This window comes from Sulfitobacter sp. CW3, from assembly GCF_019392245.1.
In the GTDB taxonomy this organism is placed as follows: Bacteria; Pseudomonadota; Alphaproteobacteria; order Rhodobacterales; family Rhodobacteraceae; genus Sulfitobacter.
Window position 1 is genome coordinate 1 of record NZ_JAHXRL010000002.1, and the last position, 24795, is coordinate 24795.

Sequence of the window (24795 nt, forward strand, 5' to 3'; positions counted from 1 at the left end):
AAGCGCACGCGCACTTAACGGTTCTTTAAGCCATGCGTAAAACCCACTGAAATGCACCGTCAGTACCCGGCACATCGTCCGCACCGAAAACTCCTCGCGGTGAGCCTCCCCTCTCGTGCATGTAAACATACACTGCCGGGCAATGAATAAACGCATACCTCACTGAGACTCGCGCGCGAAGTATGCGGTCGCCTTTTTTAGAATGGTACGTTCCTCAGTCACCCGCGCCAGTTCCCGCTTCAAACGTCTGATCTCAGCAGCTTGATCGGCAAACTCAGATCTGACACGTGGCGACTTCGAAAACTGAGCCTTCCACGTGTACAACGACTTAGTGCTGATCCCAAGTCGCTCGGCCACTTCGCTGACCGCATATCCACGCTCAACAACTTGCGCCACGGCGTCCTGCTTAAACTCATCCGTAAACCGAATTCTCTTGTTCATATCCGTCTCTCCTTGGTTCCAAAATTACCAAGCAAAGCGTCTACAAATCTAGGGGAACCTCAAACAGCAGAAAATGAACAAAGCAGGCGTCTAGGAAATTAGGGGCACCTCAAAGAGAATACGAGGGGCGCTCAGCGAAAATGCCGAATTGCCATTCCTCAGTGAAAATTTAGAACAACTTATTTAAAACAATTACTTACAATGCATTTTGAAAGGCGGAGGAGCGTGGCGTAAGCCGTCTCTTATCCCCGCCTGACACCCTTAGCTGTCCGGGAAGGCGGGGTTATCAGTCCAACATGGGACAACGAACTCTTCCTGATCACAGTTTCGCTTATAACAATTGCTCAGAAGCCAGGATTTGGCTTCGATGCCTGAACAGTTTGCAATCTTACCAGCGGAATATCCGAGCGATAAAAACCCCGCCACAAGTGCCGAGGCCGCAGACGTTCCGCCAAACATGCTGAAGTAGGACCCATATTCCCGCATGTGTCCGTCGACCGAAGGGAGGGTAAACGGGCCACCGGAATAACCTGCTGGGCCGGGTACATCTGTGCTGATTACATCAAAGCTCGAATACTTGTGGTTTGAATTTTTGGTGGGCACCCCGACAGGATTATAGTGGGCGCTCTGATTATTGAGCCGCACTTCGGCGGCATCAAACGCTTCGGCATCATTGCTCGGGGCCATTACGGTTATATTTCGGCTGCTTGAATAACTGCTTCGATACCCTTTGGCGTTTACCGCACCGACAGAGATAATGCCGTTGTGGTCAGACGCGAGGTTGGCGGGATAAATTGCGTTATCTTCATTGGCATTTCCTGCAGCACAGACAACCGGGCGGGCCTGAGATACATTCTCAATGAGTTGAGCCAGCTCGCCCCAAACGTCGGTCTGCTTTTGGTTTGGTGCAATCTGACACACTAAATCCAACAGGTTTTGATCAGCAACTTTGAAATCTGCCAGTTCAGGAACCATCCGGTATGGATCAGCGATATTACGCGGCAAAAGTACCACGTCTGCGCAGATGAGCTCTGCGTACAAAAATGCAAGGATCAAGGCTTCGGGTTCGGGGTCAAAATTAGTTGAGATTTGAACAATCTCGCACATCGGATCAACACCGGAATATGGCAATGCTAGGTCCTGAATGCCGCCACTAGGCAGAAGTTGTGTCGTCATGCAGGGCCGCGCGCCAACCAAGCCGGCAACGTTGGTTCCGTGGCTGGAAAAAATCGGGGAGGTACAAGGCTGAACCCCTTTTGAATGCGCCTCAGAACCCTGCGACAGCCTATCTATCAGTTCGGCGAGCAAATTAACCGTGTGCGGCAATCCATCTGCGATATTTGTGTTCCAGTTCAAGGGGAGGCTGCCAATTGTCGACTGGCCTTCGGGAAGAAGGGGAAAAGACCCTAACCGCGAAGAAAAGAAATCCAAGGACAATTCCTTGTTTATTACGGCCTGTAAGTTCGGGTGCTTTGCCGCAACGGATGTATCTATGATCGCAACGCGCGTCGGCTTATCTTTGTGCTCAACACGCCAGTTGACGGGTGCATGATGCGCGTCGAGGACGCCCAAAGTTTGAAGATGCCAAAGCGCGTTATACTGCGGATAAATTTCACGACCGGTCTCCACGCTGTCTTGTATAATCATCAAATCCACTCCGCTTGGGCTGCGCTCATTTGTGTCTCGCAGATTTTTTCAAGAACCGGAGCGAGCATACGGGCTAACTGGTATCCGGCGTTGGTGTCGGAGGCATAATGAAGCCCTGCCCATTCGCGGTTTTCAGCAATCCGGCGCGCACTCACGAAAAGCTCGGAACTTGCAGGATGCTCTGGAAGGAGCCGCGAGAACATGAACGCGATCGAAAACGACTGAAACGAGTGATTGGACGGGTATGATTGATGCGGTGGATTGGGGAGAAGCGGGCGTAATCGCGGCTCCACCTGACTTGGCCGCAGGACATTGTAGCGGTCTTTGTAGCGCAGCCCAATTTCATCTGTCAGCGCGAGGATCAGGTAAAACAACGTCTCGGTTGCCTCAAATCCGCCAATGTCTTCTATGCCAAGCGGGCGCAGATACCCCGAAAGCTCTATCGTCGCTTCTTGCATGATTTCGTTTTCGCGGTGCGCGTCGTTTGGCATGCGTCGCAATGCCTGCTTCACAAGGAGTTCAACCGCTTCGCTGCGCAATTGCTCTGTGCTGGGCGGCAATGGGATGGGCAGGTCGTTCCACTCGTCTAACAAGGCGTAGAGTTTTTCGCGCTCTTTCCAGGGCTCCTGCATGCCAGAGCCTGCAACCATATCCAGCGCCCCGTTGCGGTTTCGATTGCGATTCCTGTTACGATTGCGATTGCGATTGCGGTTACGATTTCGGTTCCGATTGCGGTTTCTGTTTAGTGCAAGCAAAGACAGCGAACCACCGGCAGCCGCAGCAACGTCCGGATTGTCTACCGGCTGTCCCGAATTTTCGTTAAGCTGTAATCCGGTGTTTGTGACGGTAAATCGATTTTGCGCAAGAATGTCGTGGATATCCACAGGTTCCTCCTATCCGGTGAAGCGTTTAATGGCTTCGATCAAATTTGTTTCTTTGTCGGCTTGTGAAATTCTGAAGCGTGCCTTTTGCACTTCGGTGTCTGAAAAATTCGGGTCTCGGACCAGTAGGTCTTGATAGACGATTGCCGCTTCCTCATCGCGCCCCGTCTGCGCCAGATTGACCAATAGATAACGCATCGCAGCGGTGAATTTCGGCTGTTTGCTCAGCGCATTTCGACTGGCTTGGATCGCTTTTTGGTGCTTGCCTAACATAGTGGAGGTCATCGCCAGCGTTGTCTCATAGCTGTAGCCGATAGGGCTGTAGCTACCGAGATACACAGCGCGTTCTGCCGCTTTTTGCGCGGTTTCATAATCGCCTGCATAGAGCCTGTTTAAAGCGTAATGGTCCCAAACGAACGCCTGGTTCTGATTGAGACGTAGCGCACGTTCCAGCAAGTCTCGTGCCAGAACATGGTCGTGGAAAACATAGCCCACTACATGCCCCAAGCACGCCAGAGACACTGCATTGAAGGGGTTATCAATCAGCGCGCCGCGTACGAGCTTGTCTGTCTCTGCAAAAACGTCATTGTCTAGCGCGCCTAGATTTTCTCCAACCTTAAAGCTGGCGGCGTAGGTGCGCAGAGCGCCGAAAAGGGCCTCACTTTGTCCAACGGATCCGCGCGACAAAAGATGTTCGGCGTTCTGCAAAGCCTTTGGATCGAGCCGGAACATCATATTCAAGGCGGTGTAGCCGACAATCGGCGGTTCGCCCCCCGGCGGAGTGTCGTTGGCCGATTTGCGTTCGATGTTGCGCGACACACGGTCCGCGTTTTGAGTAACAAATCCGGAAAGAACGTAATTGCCCCAGTCCAGCGCCTCCTCCACAGATGTCTGGATTGACTGGCTCCACTCAAGCGACATGTTCGCGGCAGTATAAAGAAAGAATGTGAGGGTTAGGGACTGGCGGATCTGAAGTGTACGAACGCGGATAAAATAGTCCGTATTGCTCGCGCCGATCAGACCCTCCGACGGTCCCGCCGCGTCGCGCAGGTCGTAGACATCAACCAGATGCAGTTCGCGCAGGTTTTTTATAATTCCTTCAAGCAGATGATCAGCGATATGAGACGTGCTTTCGTCACAGCCCTGCTGGATATTTGGTAGTACGCCAAACGAGATGCGCGCCTCTGGCAACGGCAGGGCCGCGGGTTTCTGATGCCCCCCTGCCCCGGTGGGTTTGACCACAGCAGGTGCCTTTTGGGCACGGTCAAACAAATCACCAGAAATATTACGCCAGTTTTGACGCTCTAGCTGTAGCCAGTCTTCAAACTCTTCGTCCTGAATATCCATCCCTTCGAGCAGATCAGACTCTGGGGAAAGCGAGAGTTTCATGAGTTCGGACGAATCCTCTATAACCGCATGATAGTCAATCCAAAGGGCCTCGCGCTTGAGCTTGATGGAATGGCGGTCCACCTCGAGAATGGCATCGAAATTCGGACCAAGATCGCGGCGCTGTTCAAAGATAATTTGACGCAGGCTGATTGCTGATTTGCGCTCGCAGCTTTCGCTCCACAGTTTGTCGCGCAGCCAGACGCGTGTGCGCTGACCGCGCGGTGCAAGAGCAAGAAGCGCAAGAAGTGCGCAGGCTTTTTTACTGCGGGGTGTGAAAGACGTACCTGCGGCATCGGTCAGCTCGAGCGGTCCAATGAGAAACAGTTTGGCACGAATTTGATTCTGTTCAGCCATACATGAAGCATGCACAGTATCAGGTGCATTTGGAAGAAAATTGGGAATATGGGCTGCACCTCGCGCCGTGTGCCCACTCTTATTGCCACGCGTTAACCGCGGCTGTGAGACAGGTGCACTGTCGATAGAAAAGTTATGTTCATCAAAGGTTTTAAGTTTCAAAATTTATGTTCCAATTTCGCTCCAAATGCACGAATCACTCTGCCTTACCTAGCGTTAGTAATACGTTAGGAAATTTGTGCTGCGCGAAGCGGGATGCCGATGACTGCCCTCCCCAAACGGGCCGGAAGAACGTGAATGTGACGCAAGGTCAATCATTTAACGATTTTTGCGGGATCGGACTGTGTCCACGACTGACGGATCGATAACGTCAAGTCCTTCAGGTTGTTTTCAATTAAAGGAGTACAGCCTCATGAAAATTGTAATTGTTTCGAGAAACACTTTTTTTCAACACGCATTAGCGTCCATGTTAGCCGCAGACGACATCGATATAGCACTGCAGGTTGATGACCTGACCGTCTTTGCAAAAGGAAACCGCGCATTTCCGTCGGACGTGGATGTGCTGATCGTCGAGGATGCAGCGCCTTGCTCACAGCGGCCTTTTGCGAATCTGTCAGCTTTGCATCGCCGACGCCCACTTTTGAAATCATTGTTGGTTGTCCCGAAATTCGACGCCGCTTTTCTCTTAAAGCTTTTCGAAGCAGGCTGTGCGGGTTGTTTGTCGTCAAACGTTCCACCTGCTGCAATCCCGCAGTATCTAAGGCTTGCTGCATCCGGCCAGCGCATTTTGCCTGACGGAGCGGCAGATCTGCTCAAGCAGTTGATCCAAGAAGTCACACCACCCGCCGATGCCACTGCTTTGATGTCCAAGCTGACAAATCGGGAAGGGCGCGTCCTGAGCCAGCTTTTGCGCGGTGCCCCCAACAAAATCATCGCGTCTTGTTTGCAAGTGCCGGTGACAACGGTGAAAGGCGACGTGAAGTCAATCATGCGCAAAACCGGCGCGGCGAACCGGACTGCGCTGGTTGTCTCTGTCATGAGGAAAGGGTTTGGGGGGATGGACCAACCTGCGCCACAATACGCATAAAACAGACGCCGGACGGAAAGGTCCGGCGTCTATGGGCTTTTAAGCGCTTGCGTTGATCTTTTTTGCCGCCTCAAGTGCTCGTTGGATCAAACGTGCGACGGTGTCGAGTGCCGCATCGTCATCACCCGCAACGGGCGGGTCTTCAGGCGCATTCTGGGGGACCAGAACGGGCATTCCCCGACCTTGCAACTCAGCCGATAATCCCAGCGGCTGGCAAGCATCCAACACCCGTGAGAACAGAGCATCAGAACGCGATTGATTACGGGCCATGCCCTGAATATCCTCGCTCTGCGCCAGCAGAACGGCAGCTACTCCCGCAACATGAGGTGCCGCCATTGAAGTCCCGTCATTACTGCCGAACCCATTGCCGGGAACAGTTGAGACTATGGCAACACCTGGCGCGCAAACATCGATCTGCGGTCCACGGCAAGTAAATTTGGCTGCAAAGAATTCACCATCCTGACTGACATGCTCTGTCACGTGGCGGGTGTGAAAGCTGTCATTCGGGAAGGTCCCGAATTTGCCGAAGGCTGCTACCGCCATCACTTCAGGATAAGCTGCGGGAAACATGACGTCCCCCCCGCTGTTGCCAGCCGCCGCGATCAACAAAATACCTGCGGCTCGTGCGGCTTGCATCCGCTGTTGCAAAAGGTCGCTTTTGTTGGCACCGCCGAGCGACATGTTGACAACGTCAACTTTCAATTCAATAGCGGCATCAATGGCCGCGATGAGTTTAGAGATGCTGGCCCCGGGAAAGATCCGCAAAGGAAAAATATCTACGCGGTCCGCAACTCCGCGCATTCCAATCGCATTGTTCAGAGCGCCGATTGTGCCCGCAACATGGGTGCCATGCCCGCTATCATCGGTTTTCCAGTCTTCTTCGGGGTCACCACCTTCTGCAAAACCGCGACCGCCAGCAGCAGACACGTCGGGATGGCCATCTGCAAATCCGCTGTCAATGACAGCAACGCGAATGCGCGCGCCATCTGGCATCGTGACATTGCCAACAGTCTGGTTGCCCCACAAATCAGCTTGCGGTGCACCCGTGCTGGCAGGCAACGCCGTCACGCGCACAACGTTGTCTCGGGTCGCAAAAACAGGGGATTGGATCAGCCGGCTCCAATAGCCGCTGGAGGGTTTGAGGCGCAGTTCGGTCAAACTATCGAGGGTCTCGCCGAACAACTTAAGCGTTACTTTCCCTTGCGTGTTTGTCCGTTGACGATCAGACCAAAGTTCGCCCGACAAATCGACCTGAACACCCTGAACAGGTGCATCATTTTCATCGAGCACTTTGAGTGTGACTTTCAATTCATCGTTTTGTGTCGACAACGTCGGAGACTGGCTCATCTCGAACAGGTCTGCCGCGTTGAACATCTGGAGGGGAAAATCCTTTTCGATGACCAATGCGTCGCCGTATTGGTCTTTCAGTTCTTTCACGTGATCATCTGTTAGCTCGGCGCTTAAAGAATGCACTTTTCCCGTGTCCGGATCGCTCAATGCTGTAAAGGCGAGCGGTGCTACAGCCTCGTCTGCGTTGTCTTCGCCTGCCTGCATGGCAGAAAAAGCCTCTTGTTTCGCTTTCAACTGACCGAACACTTCCTCAAGGTCGACCTCATCAACATTCGCGCCTGTGATCGCAGGTTTTCCGATGATGTATTTGGCCGTCTTCCTTTTGTCGGTTGCGGATGTGACTTCATGCATGATCGTTTCCTTTCAATTGCAGGGCTTGGTTCACCTGAGCCAGCTCAACCGCGATCTTTTCAAGACGCTCCGCTAGATCTCGGACATGCAAACGCAGATCGTCTGGGGCGGTATTCGAGGGCCGTGTGAGCGCAGAAACTGTTTCGAAACTCGCCTCAAGCTGAGAGATCAAGGTATCGATCGTAACGTCATCGGCCAGCGGATCATTTATGCTGCCCTCGGTGTCGCCAAATTCGGCATAAAAATCCTCAATTTCTTCGAGGTCGCTTCGTGTCAAAGTACGGGTCATGGCTGTATCCTAAATTTGGGGTGCGCGGACCCTTGGGGAGGTCAAGGCCCCGCGCACAACAGGCATTACTTCTTGGTGCACGCGCGGATGCACTTATATGCATCGTATGCGGCGCGAATGGCCGATCCGTATTTCTTGGCCTTAAAGTAACGCACGGCGATCAGCACTTTGGGCAAGCACTTTTTACATTTGCTGTAACGCTTCACCAAACGTACAATGGTCGCAATCAGCTTCTTGGCTTTGTTGCGCAGGAACTTACCCACGAATTGCGCATCATAGTCGTTGTCGGTCATTTCACCGATCGACATGCTATCAAAGTCCATCGCCCCAATGCCCGCGGCATCAAGCTCGGCATCAAGCTCGGCAAAAGCCTCGCCTACTTCACTGTCCATTTCTTCAAGGCCAAATTCGCTAAACTCGGCATCCATTGCGGCGAATTCGGCTTCCATTTCCTGTAGCTCGGCTGCAGTATAATCAGACATTCTCAATTCCTTTATCATGTAAAAATTTGCACCAATCAGTTGGTGAAACTGTTTTGGAACAAACAAAGGAGGAAGGGCGGTCTCTTTGGAGAAAATGTCGTCTCTTTTGAGTTAGCTTATTTTCCGAAAAGGAGACAGATAATGAAGATAAGCCGGTTCAGCGTGATTTTTGTGCGATGAGAATGCGGAACAATTCCAGATGAGAAAGGGAGGTCACTCGGTAATCTCTCGATAGTTCACACTCATAATCTCTATAAGAAATTGAAATAAATTAATATTTTGGCTTCACTAGTCTTCGGCAAAACACCAGCTAGTTTTATCACGTTTTTGACCGTGCAGCAGCAAAGCCGGGATTCATGCTCACGACGGAATGAGCTAGACTGAGATCTTTCCTGCCATTTGCCACGCCAGAAACAGAACTTCGTGTTTAAGGTCTGCTTTTCCTTTTGCTGAAACATGAGTTTGCTCCTGCAGCAAAGGTATCCTTCCCGCCCTTCGTGAAGGCTGCCGATTACGGCCCAGTCCGGACATTAGTGATGCCTTTAAGCTCTGCGACGCAGCGACCCGAAAGAAGTCATTTGGAAGCAATGTGGCATTCTTATAGGCTAAACGGCAGCAGTGCGTAGAAAGACGCACTTTGAAACATCGGGATTGCGGGGTATTTTTTTGAGGCTGCAACAGCGCATACAAGACCGCCGACGAGAGTCTGGATAATGCTTACAGCGTGACATGTGGCTCGCCGGCTGAGATTGTTTTGGGGGTGGCCAGATGAACCTAGGTCTAATCGTTTAGCAAGTGATCCCGGGTTGAAGTTGATACGATAAACGAAACTCTGCATCCTATCTGCACAATTCCATGCCATATCATATGATATGAAACAAATCCGTAAGTCGCTGTTTGCTAAAATTTTCACTGCTATTGCAGCAACTGCTGTCCTAGTCGTCATCGTGATGGCGCTGACGGTCGCTGTCTGGATGCGGGACGGTTTCGCCAGCTATCTGCTCAAGGGGGAGTTGGCACGATTTGATGAACTTGCGGAAGGGCTGGCTGACGCGCATCAAAGTGGTTGGCCCGAACTTGCGAATGACCCACAGCAATGGGCCGATTTCATCCGCGCGCATGTTCCGCCGCCTGGCTTTGAGATGGGCCGCCCTCCCGCGCCGCCCCTTGGGGCCGCACGTGGACCGAGGCCCAATCACCCGCCGCCATTTGGCGCGGGCGGTGGTAAATTGATGCTGGAAGAGCGGCTTGTGTTGCTGGACGCTGGTGGCATGCCCATTGTAGGACACATTGATGGTCCGGCGCTGTTTGAACGCCGCCCCGTCTGTGTGCACAATGATTGCAGTGGGCCAGGCATTCTGGGGTATATTGGGATGAACGCTTCGGTCCAGCAAGAGAACGAAACCGATGCGTTCTTCCTGCGCGGCCAGTATGTTTCTCTTGCCCTGTCCGGTCTGATTGCAATCGCTCTGTCCGCTGTTGCCGCCTACATTATCGCACGCCAGTTACTGGGGCCTATCAAGCGGTTGGAAGCCGGTGCTAAAACCATGGCATCGGGGAATTATGCCGCAAGGATCAGGCAAGATCGCACCGATGAGTTGGGGCAACTGATTGGCCACTACAACACCTTGGCCGCAACGCTGGAACAGACGGCCAAGACCGAGCGTGAGTGGATTTCAAACACCAGTCATGAATTGCAGACCCCCCTCGCAGTACTGCGCGCGCAGATCGAAGCGCTTCAGGATGGAATACGCCAACCTGATGAAAAAACACTGACTGAAATGCATGGCGCGCTTATGCGGCTGTCGCGCTTGGTGCAGGATATAAAGACCCTGTCTTATGCACGTGAGGCAGAACTGACGACGCACCTTGCGCAGGAAAACCTATCGCAAATTGCGGAGGAAGCCGCCGAGACGGCACGGCCGAAGTTGTCCTCAAAAAGGATTGAGTTGGAACTCAATCTGCCATCAGAGATCTTGGTGTTTTGTGAGCGAGGGCAGATACGTCAGGTCATCGACAACCTGCTTGAGAACGCGAGCCGATACACCGATGGGCCCGGTCAGGTGCGCATGAGCTTGCACGACGATGGGAACGATGTGCTTCTCACGGTGGATGACACGCCGCCTGCCGCACCTGCGAGCGATGTGCAAAGATTGTTCGATCGCTTTTATCGCGTGGAAGGTTCGCGATCCCGCGCATATGGAGGGTCTGGATTGGGCCTTTCGGTCTGCAAGGCCATCATTGAGGCCCATGGCGGCACGATTTCCGCAGGCCAATCTGATATGGGTGGACTTCAAATCACCATACGCCTGCCAAAGGGGGCTGGATGACTACGCCGAGCATACTGATTGTTGAGGATGAAATCGCGCTTGCCGAAGTGGTGCGGGATTATCTGTTTGCAGAAGGCATGTCTGTCGAGATGCTTGGTGAAGGCGTGGGCGCATTGGAGATGGCCCATACGGGAAACTACGACTTGATCATCCTTGACCTGATGTTGCCTGGTGTAGATGGCCTGACGATCTGCCGCGAATTGCGTAAAACCTCCGATGTGCCGATCATCATAACAACCGCAAAAGTAGAAGAGATCGACCGCCTGCTGGGACTTGAACTGGGGGCCGACGACTACATGTGCAAACCCTATTCACCACGTGAACTTGTGGCGCGGGCCAGGGCGGTTTTAAGACGACGGCCGGCTGGTGGAAACTTAGAGAAGACCACCGCGAATGCGCGCCTTTTTATTGACGTGGACAAGTGGCAGGCGACACTGGACGGCACCCAACTGGATCTGACGCGGCGCGAATTTGCGTTGCTGCAATCCCTTGCTGCGCGTCCGGGGCGCGTCTTTTCACGTGACCAACTGCTTTCGCTGGCCTTTCCGGACGACACAGAGGTTTTTGATCGCACAGTCGATAGCCACATTCGCAACATGCGTCGCAAAATTGCTCTGGTCAGCACATGGGATCCGATCCGCTCGGTCTATGGTGTGGGTTATGCCTACGATGGATAGGCTTTGACGCACCTGCGCTGAAAATGGGACAGCAGTAGTTTTTTCGCCCTCTGCATTTTCACTGCATAATTGCTGCAAACTCACTCCTCAAAGAACGCGCAAAACAAACCTGTCAGAGGCGAATCAACGCCCAACAGGAGATCAGAATGTTAGACAAAAAAATCAAAGCGATCCGCGCAAAGTCCACAACAAACCGTCAGATCCCGATTTATAGATCGACTGTTCGACGCACCGAGGGACAGAAGTTTTTTCAAATATCGCTCATCCTCTCCGTCTTGGTTGTCGGCGCTCTCACGATTTCCTCGGTCCGCGCCGAAAGTGTCGCTGCAACGGATCAGGGGATCACGATTGCGCAGGCAGCGCCTTCGGGCCAAGGCAAGCGCCCACCGCGCGAAGCCCTTGAGGCTTGTGCGAACGTAGCACCGCAGTCAGCGTGTGCGTTCCCCGGTCGCGATGGCGAAACGGTTCAGGGCAAATGCATGTCCCCCGAGGCCAATGTCGCTTTGGCATGTGTTCCCGGAAATCCGCCCAAAAAGGGCTGATCTGGGTCTTTGACCAAACGCGTTGAAAATACCTCAAAAGGAAAGCGCATGGGATCTCTCATAAAGCTGCCCGTATTTCTGCTTGCCTCCGGCCATCTCTCTTTTTGATGGCCGGAAAGGTATTCGGCCCTCTGCCTTAAGCGCGACGCCGTTATCAGCCCAAGCACATGCTCTGTCTACTCATTCAGTCGAGGCCGCGCATAGTCCCGGCGCGGTTGCCGATTTTAAACTTACCCCCCAACAGGATAGATCCAATGAAACGCAAAATACTCTTCTGGCCAATCATGCTGGTGATCGGTGCTTTCGTCCTGGTCAAAATTGCTGTGGTCCATCCCGACATCGAAGAATTCTCCGACACGGCCTTTGCCGAGCAACCCGTAACAGTTGATTGCACATTGGAAGACGGCACAGCATCGAGCTGCTACAAAATCCCGGTCAACTACCTGCCGGAGGGCTTGGAGATCGGGCCATTTTGCCCTGAGAGCCTGAATGATGCAGGGCGCATCTGGGAATGGACCGGAGAGAACGCCAAGCTCTACCGTGTCGATGGTGCGTTTCTCAGGATGCTTGATGATCTGGGTTACCGCTTCTTTGATGACGACGGGAAAGTTCATATTGTTGATGCCGCGACAGAGCAACCGAAGGTCGACCATGCCTGCATCAACGTCTCGCGTGATGAAAACGTCGAGATCACCATGTTGCTGCCCGTCAGGCCGGTGTTAGCGGCCAGCCCGACCCGGTTGGGCACTGTGTCAAAGGTGGGTGTGGCGCTTGACGGTGTCCCGATCTTTTCCGACGCGCCCAGTGTCCAGCAGACCAGACATATGCCAGCGCTTGATACTTGCGGCGGCCATATCGACCCCGGTGGCTGGTATCACTGGCATGCCACATCGACAGACATCGAGACCGTATTTGAAAAAGAAGGCGTTGTGGCGGATTGCGCATTGGAACAAAACAGTTCGGCCCAGTTCGGCTATGCTTTCGACGGGTTTGCGATGATTGGCAGCCTTGAGGCGGACGGCACAGCTGTGACCGGCCTGGATGCGTGCAACGGTCATATCGGGGCAAGACCTACGGGCGAGGCCTATCATTATCATGCAACCGATGGCTTTCCGAACCTTCCCGCTTGTCTGGTTGGTGTGCAGGCTATGGATAACTTCTCAACCACAGCAACTGCTGGCGTTGGCGCGACACGGAACGGTGCCGGTGAACGCAATGAACCACCACGGCCAAGCGGCGGCGCGGCGGGGCAACTGCCACCCGATTTCGATGAAGCGGCACAAGTGCTTGGTGTGACACCGGATGCACTGATGCAAGCCCTGGGCGATCCACAAGCGGGCCCGCCAGATATGGCGGTTGCAGCAGAAAAGCTGGGGCTCACCGAAGACAATTTGCGTGCTGCCCTTCCGCCAGCGCCGAACCGCTGAAAACAGCATAAGAACGTGCCGGGCAAAGCTGTTTGCGCGGACCTTCCACAGGACATTGAAATGACTCGAATTTATCCGGCCAGCGGGAACATGAGGCGGCGCGCAGTTTTGGTGGGCCTCGGGGCGATCGGTCTTTCGGCTTGCACCAGCCGCGTTCATGCACCGGCTTTGCCGCCCATCGAGGCGGGGGATGACCCGCTGTCGGAGTTTCGGCTGTTTGCCGATGATGGACCAGACATGTGGAGGAAACATTTGCATTCACCGCAAACGTCACCGTCATCGATCGGCCCCAATATTCTGGCGCTTTCTGGCGGTGGCGAGGACGGCGCATTTGGCGCAGGGGCGCTTGTCGGGTGGTCGCAGCGCGGCGACCGGCCCGAGTTTGACATGGTCACCGGCATCTCTACTGGTGCCCTGATGGCACCGTTTGCCTTTATGGGACAGGAGTATGACGAGGCACTGACCCGCGTTTTCACTCAAAGCGATGCGAGCGACATTATGCGACTGCGGCCCTTTCAGGCGGTCGTCAGCGACGCCCTTTATGACACGGCACCCCTTGCGGCAATGATTGCCGAAAATACACCGCCCAGCTTCCTTCGGGCTGTCGCCGCGCGGCATGCGACAGGAAACAGCCTTCTTGTCGTGACCTCGGAGCTGGACAGCGCACGGGCCTCGGTCTGGAATATGGGGGCCATCGCGCAGGCGGGGCACTACGATCTGTTCCGCAGTATCATGCGTGCTTCTGCTGCGTTGCCGGGGCTCTTTCCGCCCGTAAGCCTGAGGTATGTTTTTGATGGCAAAAGCTATACGGAAACCCATATCGATGGCGGCGTTCATATGCAGTTTCTGGCAGTCCCGAACTTTGCTTTCACGACCCCTGATCAGAAGCTGGAGGGCGGGCACATTTATGTATTGATCAACAACACGCTCCGTCCTGCGCCTGCATCGGTATCGCGGTCAGCGCTCGGTATTTCGCAACAGGCGCTTACGACAACGGGGCGGGCAAGTGCGCTGCTGCAGGTGAACGCCACGCAATTCTTCGCACGAGCACAAGGGCTGGAGTTTTCGGTGGCGTCAATCAGTCCAACGTCAGGCATCATCTATGACCCCTCGGACCGGTTTTCGTCAACTTACATGAACGCGCTCTATCAGCACGGGTTCAGCCGTGCGCAGAGCCAGACACTTTGGTCGAACGGTTAGGGTAGTACGGGCAGACCTGTTACGAGGCCGTCAGATATAAGCGATTGTAATCAGATACGTATCCCCTGAGTCTGTCGGCTTACAATGGCAAGTTGGGGCTGATGCTGCATTCCCCCAATTGCTCATATGCCACCCTCGCGGTGACGCTTTGCGCACACTGCTCGGGCGTTTGTTGCTCAAGCTTATCTGCGAGCATTCATAAAAACTTTATCTACCATAGCTCCGGCCTATTTGCGCGGAAACGAAGAACAGTATCTCATTCCGGAAACAATACCGCCAACAGGAGAATAAATAATGAAACACCAACGAAGCCTAATCAAAGGGGGCCTATTGGCCGCTTGCCTTGCAACACTTTCGCCTGCCATGGCACTGGCTGCAGACGTAACAGTCCGCCTTGGCCACGTGCTGCCCGAAAGCCATAGCTGGCATCAGGCGGCCACCGGCTTTGCGGAAGAAGTCACCGCGCGCACCGATGGTCGCGTATCGGTCGAAGTCTTTGCTTCCGGCCAATTGGGAAGCGAGAAAGAAGTAATCGAGGGTCTCCAGTTTGGGTCCGTCCAGGCTGGGTTGATCGGTTCAGGTTCCTTTCAGGCGGTTGAGCCTCGCATGGGGATCATCGAAATGCCCTATGCATGGGGTGCTCGGGATCAGGCGTTCGCAGCCCTTGACGGTGATCTTGGCGCAGCCCTTGAGGGAATGCTGGATGCCAAGGGTATCAAGGTTCTCGGTTGGTGGGAAAACGGGTTTCGCAACATAACCAACAATGTACGCCCGATTGAAAAGCCCGCTGATCTGGCCGGTCTCAAGATCCGCGTCACACCGGACAAAGTGCGTTTGGCCACATTCGAATTGTTGGGTGCACAGCCAGCACCTTTGTCGTTCGGCGAGCTGTATTCAGCGCTACAGCAGGGCGTTTTCGATGCACAGGAAAACCCACTGGCGATCATCTATTCATCGTCATTCTTTGAGGTGCAAAAATACGTCTCGTTGACCGAGCACATCTGGGGTGCCGCGACGCTGACCATGTCCAAATCCGTCTGGGACAAGATTTCAGCGGAAGATCAGGTCATCGTCAGCGAAGCGGCAACAACATGGGGCACAAAACAACGCGAAATGGTCGCGGCGGCCAATGCCGAACTGGTAGCCAAGCTTGAAGAGAAGGGCATGCAGTTCAATAACGTGGACAAGGCGGCCTTTATCGAAGCGGTCGCGCCGATCTGGGAAAGCCAGAAAGACGTATACGGCGAAGACCTGCTGGCCATTCTGAATACTTACAGAAAATGACCACGTTGCGTCCAGAAATAACAGAAGTTGCATCGGTGGATCCGGTGCAGCTTTACGATTTCAGCCAGAAAGTGCTGTTTTCCCCAGCGGCCCGCGGCGAGGGCTTTATCAAGCTGACTGTCACCACTGGTAAGAAAGGCGCAAAATCAACCGCGCATTGCCACCCCCGCGACGAAGTTACTCTCACGCTCAAAGGTGAAGCAATTCTGCGTGCAGGCGGCGAAGAATACCGGATGACCGAAGGCACGGCGGTGCGCTTGCCGCCCGGTTTGGATCACACGGTCGAAGTGATCTCTGACGAATGGGTCGTTGTCGCCGCCTATTGCGATGAATGCATGCTGTGTCGCGGCCCAGAAGGGTTTTTGAAACCATGAGCATATCTGTCAAGTCGCTTGAAGCGGCCAATTATATTGACCGCGCGGCCCGTTGGATCGGCGCGGTACTTGTTGCACTGTTTGCGGTGATGGTCGTTTACGTTGTGGTCTCGCGGTATCTGTTTTCATCAACGCCACGTTGGGCCGAAGAGCTGCCGCGCCTGCTGCTGGTCTGGCTAACATTTGTCGGCGCGATATCAGGCTTTGTGCGCGGCAGTCATTTCCGCGCCGGACTTTTGGATTTGATTTCACTATCAACCGGTTTGCGCAGGCTCTTTGCTGTTTTGGCCGGCCTCGCCACAGCAACGTTTCTTGGGGTGTTTTTATACACCGGCGCGCGATTGGTTGAGATCACTTGGTCTCATACCACCACGGCGCTGTCGTTACCTGTCGGGCTTTTCTATCTGGCATTGCCGGTCAGCTGCGGGTTTGCGCTGCTCGGACTTATCCTAAAGGCGGGCCGGTCATGAGTATTGCGCTTGGGTTGTTGTTGGTCGTTTTTGTTATTCTGGTCCTGATTGACGCGCCTATTGCCGTGTCGCTTGGGCTGTCGTCGATGTTCTACCTGCTGATTGCAGATACCGCCCCGATGATCGTGGTTGCGCAACGCGCCGTAGCCGGGATCAACAGTTTCACTTTGCTGGCCATACCGCTGTTTCTGCTGGCGGGCCTTTTGATGGTCCACGGTGGGCTCGCGCCACGTATCATCGCCTTATGTGCGGCCTTGATCGGGCGGCGTACTGGCGGCCTTGCAATGGTGATGATCATCGCCTGCATGCTTTTTGGGTCTCTTTCGGGTTCGGGGGTTGCGGATGTGGTCGCCATCGGGACGATGATGTTGCCCGCGATGCGCGAACAAGGCTATGCGCCGGGCTTCAGCGCTTCTGCCCTTGGGTGCGCTGGATCGCTTGGAACGGTAATCCCGCCTTCGATCGTGCTGATCGTCTATGGAACTGCCACAAATAGTTCTATCGGGCAGCTTTTCGTTGCTGCGATTGTCCCCGGTGTATTATTGGGCCTCGGTCTTTTGATCGTCGCTTGGTGGATTTCTCGCAAGAATGGATGGCAGGGCGGCGAACCGTTTTCTTGGGGCGAACTCGGTCGCGCGGCCAAGGGTTCAGTCCTTGCGATGCTGGCACCTTTGATCATCGTTGGCGGCATCCGGTTGGGCGTGTTCACCCCGACCGAAGCTGCAGGTATCGGCGTAGCATATGCCCTGTTCATCGGCATTTTCGTCTACCGCGCCCTTAGCCTATCGCTTTTGATGCGGTTGCTGCGCGAAACTACCGAAATGACGGGGGTCATTCTGCTGGTCATCGCGTCGGCTTCGGTCTTTGGCTGGATCTTGGCCGCAGAACAGGTGCCGCAGATGGCCGTGGCAGGCATCACCGAGACCACGCAAAGCGCGACAGTCGCCTTGCTGATGATGATGCTGGTCCTGCTTATTCTCGGCACATTTATGGAATCCATCGCGATCATCCTGATCCTTGCACCGGTGTTCCTGCCGATCCTGCAACACTATGGCATCGATCCAGTCTATTTCGGCATCCTTCTGACGATCAATCTGGCGATCGGTGCAAACACACCGCCGCTTGGTATCGATCTGATGGCGGCCTGTCGGGTCGGACAAATACCTCTCAGTGCCGCGTTCCAGTACCTGCTGCCGTTCCTTGGTGTGATGGTGGGTGTGCTGCTTTTGCTGGTGCTGTTCCCCGCTTTGATTACCGAACTTCCTGGGGTCCTTTTCTGACCCGTTTTCCAAGACAGAAAGACGCAAAAAATGCCGATGACACTTGACGCCCGTGTTGACCTTGACCGCTTTTGGTCAACGATTGAAGCCTCTGCCGCGGTCGGAAAAGGCCGCCCCGGTGGCCTTTCGCGCCTGACGCTGGGTGATGATGATCGCAAGATGCGTGACCTGTTTCGCGAGTGGTGCGTAGAGGCGGGGCTGACCATCGAAGTAGATGCGGCGGGCAACATATTTGGGCGTCGTGCCGGTACAGACAACAGCTTGCCACCGATTTTGATCGGTAGCCACTTGGACACCCAGATCAATGGTGGGCGCTTTGACGGGATTGCGGGTGTTTTGGCTGGACTGGAAGTTGTCCGGTGCCTGAACGACTTGGGCCACACCACTAGACGCCCTATCGTGGTTGTTGATTGGACCAACGAAGAAGGCGCGCGGTTCTCGCCGCCCATGGTGGCATCTGGCTGTTTTGTCGGCAAGTACGACATCGACTGGGTGCATGACCTGATCAGCGACGATGGCGCGCGCTTTGGGGACGAGCTTGATCGGATTGGCTACAAGGGGGACCGTCCTTGCAAGGCCGGAGAAATCGACGCGTATTTCGAACTGCATATTGAACAAGGTCCAATTCTTGATGCCGAAAACCGTGAGGTCGGGATCGTCACTGGTGGGTATCCTGTGCGCGGGATGCGTGCGTCGTTTAAAGGACAGACAGCACACACCGGCCCGACGCCGATGGACCTGCGGCGCAATGCGCTGGCGGCAGGCGCGCGCTGGTTAACGGCTGTAGACGATATCGGTTGGGATTTTGCCGTGCATGACGGCAAGGCGACAGCGGCGCGTCTGACCGCTTGGCCGAACAAGCCGGGAATTCTGTCAGACACTGCCGAAGCTGTCTGCGATGTGCGCCATCCTGATCCCATCACGACCCGTGCAATGACCGAAAAAATGCGTCGGGCGCTGTTCGAATCCGCTGCGCGTTGCGGCTGCGAGGCCGTCATTGAAGATGAATGGGAATGGGGCGGCGATATCTTTGACCACGAGCTGATCGACGGCTTGCGCGCGCAGGCAGTGCGCATGGACTTTAACTGGCGCGATATTCAGAGCCAGGCAGGACATGACGCGTATTTTCTCGCCACGCACTGCCCGACGGCGATGATTTTTACGCCCTGCAAGGACGGCATTACGCATAACAACCACGAAAGCTGCGAGCCCGCTGATTTCGTCGCCGGACTGAACATTTTGCTACATGCAGTCGTGGCACGGGCAGACAGATGAGCACCCTGATAACACATGAAGCCCTAGAGCAGTCGCTGGACTGGTCCGGGCTGATTGGCCGACTGCGGGAATGGTACCGCGAGAATGCAGTCGAAGCACCTGCGCGACAGGTGCTGACCATCCGGCAACCTGACGGCAGCGAAGGATCGCTGCTGATCATGCCGGCTTGGGTTCCTGGAGAGAGTATCGGGGTGAAGGTCGTGACTTTCTTTCCGGAAAACGCATCAAAAGGGTTGGCCACGATCAATGCGGGCTATCTGTTGTTCGACGGCAAAACCGGCGAGATGCAGGCGGCGTTGGATGGTGACACGCTGACAGCGCGCCGTACAGCCGCTGCCTCTGCTCTTGCGGCGGATTATCTGGCGCGCAAGGATGCCACACGGTTGTTGATTGTCGGCACAGGTCAACTGGCTGTTCCGGTAGCAGCGGCCCAGTGTGCGATGCGGCCATATTCCCGTGTCTCCATTTGGGGACGCGACCCAAGCAAGGCGGCGGCGGTTGCGCACGAGCTTTGCGAATTGGGCATCGCAGCTGCAGCGGTCGATGATCTTAAAGCGGCTTGCGGTGCGGCAGATGTGATTAGCACCGTGACCGCCTCAACCCGTCCTGTTGTACATGGGGATTGGCTTAGGCCCGGTACCCATCTGGATCTGATCGGCGCGTTCAAAGGCGACATGCGCGAAAGCGATGATCGGGCAATTCTACAGGCGCAAGTGTTTGTAGACCGTCGCGACGGTGCCACCATGGCGGGCGATTTGGCGATACCTCTGGCGGCGGGTCTGATCGACCCGAGCCATATTCTGGGTGATCTTTCCGAGCTAAGTCAGGGGCAGCATGTGGGGCGGCAAGACGATGCCGCATTTACCGTATTCAAATCCGCGGGCATGGCGCTACAGGATTTGGCGTCAGCCACGCTGGCACACGGTCAGGTCATGTTGGGATAAAGCGCAATCAATTCTTGCGCCATTAGCACGAACTTCTGCTCTGACTCGGTCAACTTGTCTAACGGGGCATGTACCAGATACACATCTGCGCCAATCGGTTCGTCCGTTATTTTAAGCGGCCATAGGGTACCATCGCGAATGTCGCTGGTGACCGACATAAGAGGCAGAATGCCTATACCCAACCCCGCGACAATCATCCTGCGCACTTCCTCAAGGTTCGTGCTTAGACCATTGATCCGGTTCCCAAGGCGCGTGCCTTCACGCAGCACCGACATTGGTTCAAGCCCCATCCCTTCCGTAGCGCAGGCGAACGAAATGAAAGGTTCACGCTGCAGGTCTCGGACGCTCACGGCTTCCATCCCAAACAGCGGATGTTCTGCGCCGCAGAACACGCGAAACTCTTCGCGAAACAGACGTATCGAGCTTAAATTGACAATCGGTCTGGACAACAGGCAGAACCCAAGGCCAAGACGACCCTGTTGAATGTTACGCACGATGGTTTGGCTGTTCTGAATCTCGCTCTGGAACATCACAGAAGGATGCCGCTGGTGATACAGGCGCAGTAATTCGTCCAGCATCGGCGACACAAGATTGCTTACGATTTGATACCTGACTTGGCCGCGCTCCTCTTCGGTAGCACCTTGCACCAAGATCGATATGCGTTCCGCGCTATGAAAAATCTCGCGGCATTCCTGAAAGATTTTGTCACCGCGCATGGTTAATTCAAAGTGGCGGCTGTCGCGAAACACCAATTGGCAGTCAAGTTGGGCTTCGAGCTTCTGCAGGGCATTGCTGACCGAAGGCTGGCTAAGGCCCAACCGCTTGGCTGCTTTAGTGATGCTTTGTTCCTTAGCGATCATATAAAACATCCGGAGCAGGTTCCAGTTTAGCCCCGATGGTAGGTTGGCATCCATGTTTACTTTCCAGTGAGTCTGCGGCGCGGGCCAATGATATCACTCACTGACGAAAACAACTCATAGCATAAAGCTATTTCTGCCATTCCCGTCAGCTATTCACATGGTCTGTGCTGAATCGCATCAATTTAGTACGGTTGCTGAAGTTTTTAACAGGAAAGAGAAACCAATGAGCATTACCCGATTACATCCCGGCCCGCGCATGAGCCAAGCCGTGATCCACAACAATACCGTGTATTTGGCAGGCCAAGTCGGTACAGCCGGTGCCGACATCGATACTCAGACACAGGACTGTCTCGATGCAATTGACGCCTTGCTGGCCGAGGTTGGCAGTGACAAATCCAAAATGCTGCAGGTGATTATCTGGTTGTCCGATATGTCGGACTTTGCCGCGATGAATGCGGTCTACGACGCGTGGGTCGATCCTGCCAACTTGGCCGTGCGTGCCTGCGGAGAGGCCAAATTGGCGACACCTGAGTATCGTGTCGAATTCATCGTTACGGCGGCGATCTAAGACTCTGATCAGGGCTATATGTGTCATAGCCCTGATCTATTTGACCAAAGATGGATTACGCGGTCTGGTTTCAATAACCGCAAGAAAACCGAGAACGCACATGAACTCCCATCTCGATCTGTCTGATATTGAAACCGCTACGCTTGGGCATTTTCTGAGCGACGGGTTCATGGCCCCTTCGATCCAAGCCCTGATACCTGAAACACGAGTGTTCGGACCGGCGTTGACGGTACGTATGCCCGGCGATGACGGCGCGGCCTTGGTTGATGCGCTGTCTATTGCGCAGCCCGGACAGATAATTGTCGTGGATCGCTGCGGAGATTTTCGCCACGCTTGCTGGGGTGCCGTAACCACCTGCGCCGCCAAAGCGCGCGGCATTGCCGGAGTGGTGATCGACGGCTTTATCACCGACCGCTCGGCCATCATTGATGAAGCTTTTCCCGTCTGGTGTCGTGGCCATTCTCCGATCACGACCAAACCCAGAGGGATTGGTGGGGACGTGAATGTTGCGATCAATTGCGGCGGTGTTGCGGTACGGCCCGGAGACATGGTGCTCGCTGACGAAAGTGGTGTTGTCGTTATGGATCCCGGACAGGCCGAAACGTTCTGTCGGCGCGCGCGCCTCATGCAACATCAGGAAATAGATATTCTCGACCGGCTGCGCGCCGGAGAGACACTAGCCCAGATAACCAGAGGCGAAAAATCGTCCGCATAACGCCGGAAAACCGGCCGTGAAAATACTATCGCTCCCAACCAACAGAGGATCACATGACATACTTTCAATCTAAAGGAATTCTGACAGGGCTCGCGGCGCTTGCTGCCTGTACTGTTCTTTCGACCGGCACACCGGTCCTGGCTGACAAGGCAAGCAACACCCTTAACGTCGCCTTCGCAGCCGAGCCGGAACCCCTGGATACCTACAAGATCGCGGGCCGCGAGGGGCTTATACTTGCGCGTCACATTTACGACGGGCTTTTATACAAGAACCTCGACACTGGCGAAATCGTACCTGCGCTTGCAGAAAGCTGGGAATTCACCGGTCCGCTAACGATGGATTTTTCGCTGCGCAAAGGTGTCAAGTTCCACGACGGATCGGATTTTTCGGCCGATGACGTCGTTGAGACCCTAAACACTGTCATCGCTGCCGAATATGGCACCCGCTATTCGATCTCGGTTGACTGGATCGACAGCGTCGAAAAGCTGGACGATTACAAAGTTCGTATCAACATGTCCAAGCCATTTGCTGGTGCGGTCGAAATGCTGGCAGATGCTTTGCCGATGTATCCACATGCGTTTTTTGCGCAGAACGGATCAGCGGGTATGGCCGCAACCCCCATCGGCACCGGGCCGTACAAGCTGGTGTCGCAGGAGCCCGGCATTCGTTACGAACTGGAACGGTTCGAAGACCACTACGCCGGTAGCCCGAAAAGCGGGGCGGCGATCGGCAAGATCGTGGTCCGCACCATGCCAGAAATGAACACACAATTCGCCGAACTGATGTCTGGCGATCTGGACTGGATTTGGCGCATTGCCCCCGATCAGGCAGCGCGTCTTGAAAGCCGCGTTCAGATCATCAGCGCTCCGATTATGCGCATCGGATATGTCGGTTTTGCCCCCGAAGCGATCGAGGGCAACAGCCCAATCGCAGACAAGCGTGTACGCCAAGCCTTGATCCACGCCACCAACCGCGAGGCCGTCGTCAATGCTTTTGCGGGCGGCGCTTCAAAAGTTCTAAACACGCCTTGTAACCCGGCACAGTTTGGCTGCGAGCAGGATGTGACGACCTATGAGTATGACCCGGAAAAAGCCCGCGCATTGCTGGCCGAAGCGGGCTATGCGGATGGGTTCGAGCTTGAAATGGTCTTTGCCGCTATGCCCCGCCCGACAGCCGAAGCTATCGCCGCCGATCTGGCCAAAGTCGGCGTGACGCTTGTTCTGAACGAACAACAGTATGCGGCGGGCATTGGTAAATGGCGCGCCAAAGAACTGCCAGCGTTCTTCTCGAACTGGGGCAGCTACGGGATCGGCGATGCCGTCTTTATTCTGTCAAACTTCTTTGGCGGCGGTGCCGACGATCTGGTTCAGGACAAGGAAGTGGCGGGTTGGTTGACTGTGGCCGACACTGCGGCCGACCGTGACGTGCGTGCCGAGAATTACAGCCTCGCCGTCAAGAAGATCGCTGACGAAGCCTATTGGATGCCGATGTACAATTTCAACGTCAACTATGGCCTGTCCAATGATCTGAACTTTACTCCGCACCCCGACGAATTTGCCCGTTGGTGGATGGCCAGCTGGAAATAGGTCACCCTCAAAAGGCAATGGTCCGGGCGGCTTTCTCCCCGTCGTCCGGACCTTCATACGGGAAAACAACATGGTTTCATTCATTTTAAGACGGCTGTTCGTCGCCTTTTGCGTCTGCGTAACCGTATCGGCGATCAGTTTCGCCCTGATGTTTCTGTCTGGCGATCCGGCAATCGCGATTGCTGGTGCGGGTGGTCGGGCACAAGATGCCGAAGCTATTCGTATCGCCTACGGCTTTGATCGCCCGCTCTTGATCCAGTATCTCGATTGGGTCGGCAACGCCCTGACGGGTGACTTTGGCCAAAGCATTTATTTCAATATTCCGGTCACCGAGATTATCGGGAACCGTTTCGGCGTGACTTTAAAGCTCGGTGTGATGTCCTTTTTGCTGGCCCTTGTGGTTGCAGTTCCACTCGGGGTGGCGGCGGCACTGCGTCCCAATGGTTGGATCGACCGTGCAGCACTTGTTCTGGCCGTGACCGGCCAAGCCATCCCAAGCTTTTGGCTTGGCCTCATGGCGATCGTAGTGTTTGGGGTCTGGTACGGCTGGGTGCCTATTTCCGGCGCGGAGACATGGCAGGGTTACATCCTACCGGTGATCGTGCTGAGCTATTATGCGATGCCCGCAATGATGCGGATCACCCGGTCGGGGATGATCGACGTTTTGGCAACCGACTACATTCGCGCGGCACGGGCAAAAGGATTGCCAATGACGACGGTTATCTATCGCCATGCATTGCGCAATGCCGTTCTGCCATTGGTATCGCTGGCCGCTGTGCAACTGGGTTTGCTTCTGTCCGGCTCTATCGTGATCGAAAGCGTCTTTGCGCTGAACGGACTGGGGCGGCTGGCTTGGGAATCTTTGCTGCGCAGCGACCTGCCGGTGGTTCAGGCGATCATTCTGATCCTTTCGTTGCTCTATGTCGCACTGACAACCTGCGCCGATATCCTGAACGCTATTCTTGATCCCCGTCTCAGAGGAGCTGCATAGA

At 54.8% G+C, this 24795-nt stretch carries 23 protein-coding genes and 1 pseudogene; 16 read left to right on the plus strand and 8 right to left on the minus strand.

The genetic code is table 11. The features are described from left to right. From KZZ06_RS22440 to KZZ06_RS03475, 4 genes and pseudogenes are all read right to left on the minus strand, one after another. Window positions 1–441: pseudogene (locus KZZ06_RS22440) on the minus strand (transposase); the annotation flags it as partial. Between the two features lie 261 nt (window positions 442–702). Then, the gene (locus KZZ06_RS03465; RefSeq protein WP_219578663.1) at window positions 703–2088 is read right to left on the minus strand and encodes a S8 family serine peptidase; all 1386 of its coding nucleotides are present in this window, start codon (window positions 2086–2088) and stop codon (window positions 703–705) included. Then, the gene (locus KZZ06_RS22445; RefSeq protein WP_219578664.1) at window positions 2088–2972 is read right to left on the minus strand and encodes a phosphatase PAP2 family protein; all 885 of its coding nucleotides are present in this window, start codon (window positions 2970–2972) and stop codon (window positions 2088–2090) included. The genes KZZ06_RS03465 and KZZ06_RS22445 overlap by 1 nt, the downstream gene beginning before the upstream one ends. Window positions 2973–2981: 9 nt before the next feature. Then, a complete protein-coding gene (locus KZZ06_RS03475; RefSeq protein WP_257884196.1) occupies window positions 2982–4874 on the minus strand; it encodes a tetratricopeptide repeat protein in 1893 nt (630 codons plus the stop codon). Window positions 4875–5055: 181 nt separating this feature from the next. Between KZZ06_RS03475 and KZZ06_RS22695 the strand changes: the two genes are divergently transcribed. Then, window positions 5056–5799, plus strand: coding sequence for a response regulator transcription factor (locus KZZ06_RS22695; RefSeq protein ID WP_219578665.1), 744 nt, complete (start codon window positions 5056–5058; stop codon window positions 5797–5799). 39 nt (window positions 5800–5838) lie between these two features. Here KZZ06_RS22695 and KZZ06_RS03485 read toward each other — a convergent pair whose 3' ends face one another. From KZZ06_RS03485 to KZZ06_RS03495, 3 genes are all read right to left on the minus strand, one after another. Next, complete coding sequence (locus tag KZZ06_RS03485) at window positions 5839–7500, minus strand: S8 family serine peptidase (RefSeq protein ID WP_219578666.1); 1662 nt, start codon at window positions 7498–7500, stop codon at window positions 5839–5841. Then, on the minus strand, window positions 7493–7789 hold the full coding sequence (locus tag KZZ06_RS03490; RefSeq protein ID WP_219578667.1) for a hypothetical protein: 297 nt from the start codon (window positions 7787–7789) through the stop codon (window positions 7493–7495). The genes KZZ06_RS03485 and KZZ06_RS03490 overlap by 8 nt, the downstream gene beginning before the upstream one ends. Window positions 7790–7854: 65 nt before the next feature. Next, a complete protein-coding gene (locus tag KZZ06_RS03495; RefSeq protein WP_219578668.1) occupies window positions 7855–8271 on the minus strand; it encodes a hypothetical protein in 417 nt (138 codons plus the stop codon). 872 nt (window positions 8272–9143) lie between these two features. Between KZZ06_RS03495 and KZZ06_RS03500 the strand changes: the two genes are divergently transcribed. The 11 genes from KZZ06_RS03500 to KZZ06_RS03550 all read left to right on the plus strand — a co-directional run bounded on the left by KZZ06_RS03500 (window position 9144) and on the right by KZZ06_RS03550 (window position 20074). Beyond that, window positions 9144–10601: an ATP-binding protein gene (locus tag KZZ06_RS03500; RefSeq protein WP_219578669.1), complete on the plus strand. Its 1458-nt coding sequence runs from the start codon at window positions 9144–9146 to the stop codon at window positions 10599–10601. Then, window positions 10598–11278 (plus strand): response regulator, encoded by a 681-nt coding sequence (locus KZZ06_RS03505; protein WP_219578670.1) that lies wholly within the window; start codon window positions 10598–10600, stop codon window positions 11276–11278. The genes KZZ06_RS03500 and KZZ06_RS03505 overlap by 4 nt, the downstream gene beginning before the upstream one ends. Before the next feature lie 146 nt (window positions 11279–11424). After that, window positions 11425–11820: a hypothetical protein gene (locus tag KZZ06_RS03510; RefSeq protein WP_219578671.1), complete on the plus strand. Its 396-nt coding sequence runs from the start codon at window positions 11425–11427 to the stop codon at window positions 11818–11820. A 254-nt stretch (window positions 11821–12074) separates the two neighbouring features. Then, the gene (locus KZZ06_RS03515; RefSeq protein ID WP_219578672.1) at window positions 12075–13247 is read left to right on the plus strand and encodes a YHYH protein; all 1173 of its coding nucleotides are present in this window, start codon (window positions 12075–12077) and stop codon (window positions 13245–13247) included. A gap of 60 nt (window positions 13248–13307) precedes the next feature. Then, complete coding sequence (locus KZZ06_RS03520) at window positions 13308–14447, plus strand: patatin-like phospholipase family protein (RefSeq protein WP_219578673.1); 1140 nt, start codon at window positions 13308–13310, stop codon at window positions 14445–14447. A 294-nt stretch (window positions 14448–14741) separates the two neighbouring features. Beyond that, the gene (locus KZZ06_RS03525) at window positions 14742–15731 is read left to right on the plus strand and encodes a DctP family TRAP transporter solute-binding subunit (protein ID WP_219578674.1); all 990 of its coding nucleotides are present in this window, start codon (window positions 14742–14744) and stop codon (window positions 15729–15731) included. Beyond that, window positions 15728–16105 carry a cupin domain-containing protein gene (locus tag KZZ06_RS03530; RefSeq protein WP_257884197.1) on the plus strand — a complete coding sequence of 126 codons (378 nt, stop codon included), beginning with the start codon at window positions 15728–15730 and terminating at the stop codon, window positions 16103–16105. Before KZZ06_RS03525 ends, KZZ06_RS03530 begins: the two co-directional genes overlap by 4 nt. Beyond that, window positions 16102–16575 (plus strand): TRAP transporter small permease, encoded by a 474-nt coding sequence (locus KZZ06_RS03535; protein ID WP_219578675.1) that lies wholly within the window; start codon window positions 16102–16104, stop codon window positions 16573–16575. Before KZZ06_RS03530 ends, KZZ06_RS03535 begins: the two co-directional genes overlap by 4 nt. After that, window positions 16572–17855, plus strand: coding sequence for a TRAP transporter large permease (locus tag KZZ06_RS03540; protein ID WP_219578676.1), 1284 nt, complete (start codon window positions 16572–16574; stop codon window positions 17853–17855). Before KZZ06_RS03535 ends, KZZ06_RS03540 begins: the two co-directional genes overlap by 4 nt. A gap of 30 nt (window positions 17856–17885) precedes the next feature. Continuing rightward, the gene (locus KZZ06_RS03545; protein WP_219578677.1) at window positions 17886–19130 is read left to right on the plus strand and encodes a Zn-dependent hydrolase; all 1245 of its coding nucleotides are present in this window, start codon (window positions 17886–17888) and stop codon (window positions 19128–19130) included. Next, the gene (locus tag KZZ06_RS03550) at window positions 19127–20074 is read left to right on the plus strand and encodes an ornithine cyclodeaminase family protein (protein ID WP_219578678.1); all 948 of its coding nucleotides are present in this window, start codon (window positions 19127–19129) and stop codon (window positions 20072–20074) included. The genes KZZ06_RS03545 and KZZ06_RS03550 overlap by 4 nt, the downstream gene beginning before the upstream one ends. Here the strand turns inward: KZZ06_RS03550 and KZZ06_RS03555 are convergent. After that, window positions 20056–20988: a LysR family transcriptional regulator gene (locus tag KZZ06_RS03555; RefSeq protein ID WP_219578679.1), complete on the minus strand. Its 933-nt coding sequence runs from the start codon at window positions 20986–20988 to the stop codon at window positions 20056–20058. The two genes, KZZ06_RS03550 and KZZ06_RS03555, sit on opposite strands and share 19 nt — an antisense overlap. A gap of 169 nt (window positions 20989–21157) precedes the next feature. On the opposite strand from KZZ06_RS03555, the gene KZZ06_RS03560 reads away from it, so the two are divergent. The 4 genes from KZZ06_RS03560 to KZZ06_RS03575 all read left to right on the plus strand — a co-directional run bounded on the left by KZZ06_RS03560 (window position 21158) and on the right by KZZ06_RS03575 (window position 24794). Then, on the plus strand, window positions 21158–21502 hold the full coding sequence (locus KZZ06_RS03560) for a RidA family protein (protein ID WP_219578680.1): 345 nt from the start codon (window positions 21158–21160) through the stop codon (window positions 21500–21502). Between the two features lie 100 nt (window positions 21503–21602). After that, window positions 21603–22217: an RraA family protein gene (locus KZZ06_RS03565; protein ID WP_219578681.1), complete on the plus strand. Its 615-nt coding sequence runs from the start codon at window positions 21603–21605 to the stop codon at window positions 22215–22217. Window positions 22218–22270: 53 nt separating this feature from the next. After that, window positions 22271–23803, plus strand: coding sequence for an ABC transporter substrate-binding protein (locus tag KZZ06_RS03570; RefSeq protein WP_219578682.1), 1533 nt, complete (start codon window positions 22271–22273; stop codon window positions 23801–23803). Window positions 23804–23873: 70 nt separating this feature from the next. Further along, the gene (locus KZZ06_RS03575) at window positions 23874–24794 is read left to right on the plus strand and encodes an ABC transporter permease (protein WP_219578683.1); all 921 of its coding nucleotides are present in this window, start codon (window positions 23874–23876) and stop codon (window positions 24792–24794) included. Window position 24795: the final 1 nt, after the last annotated feature.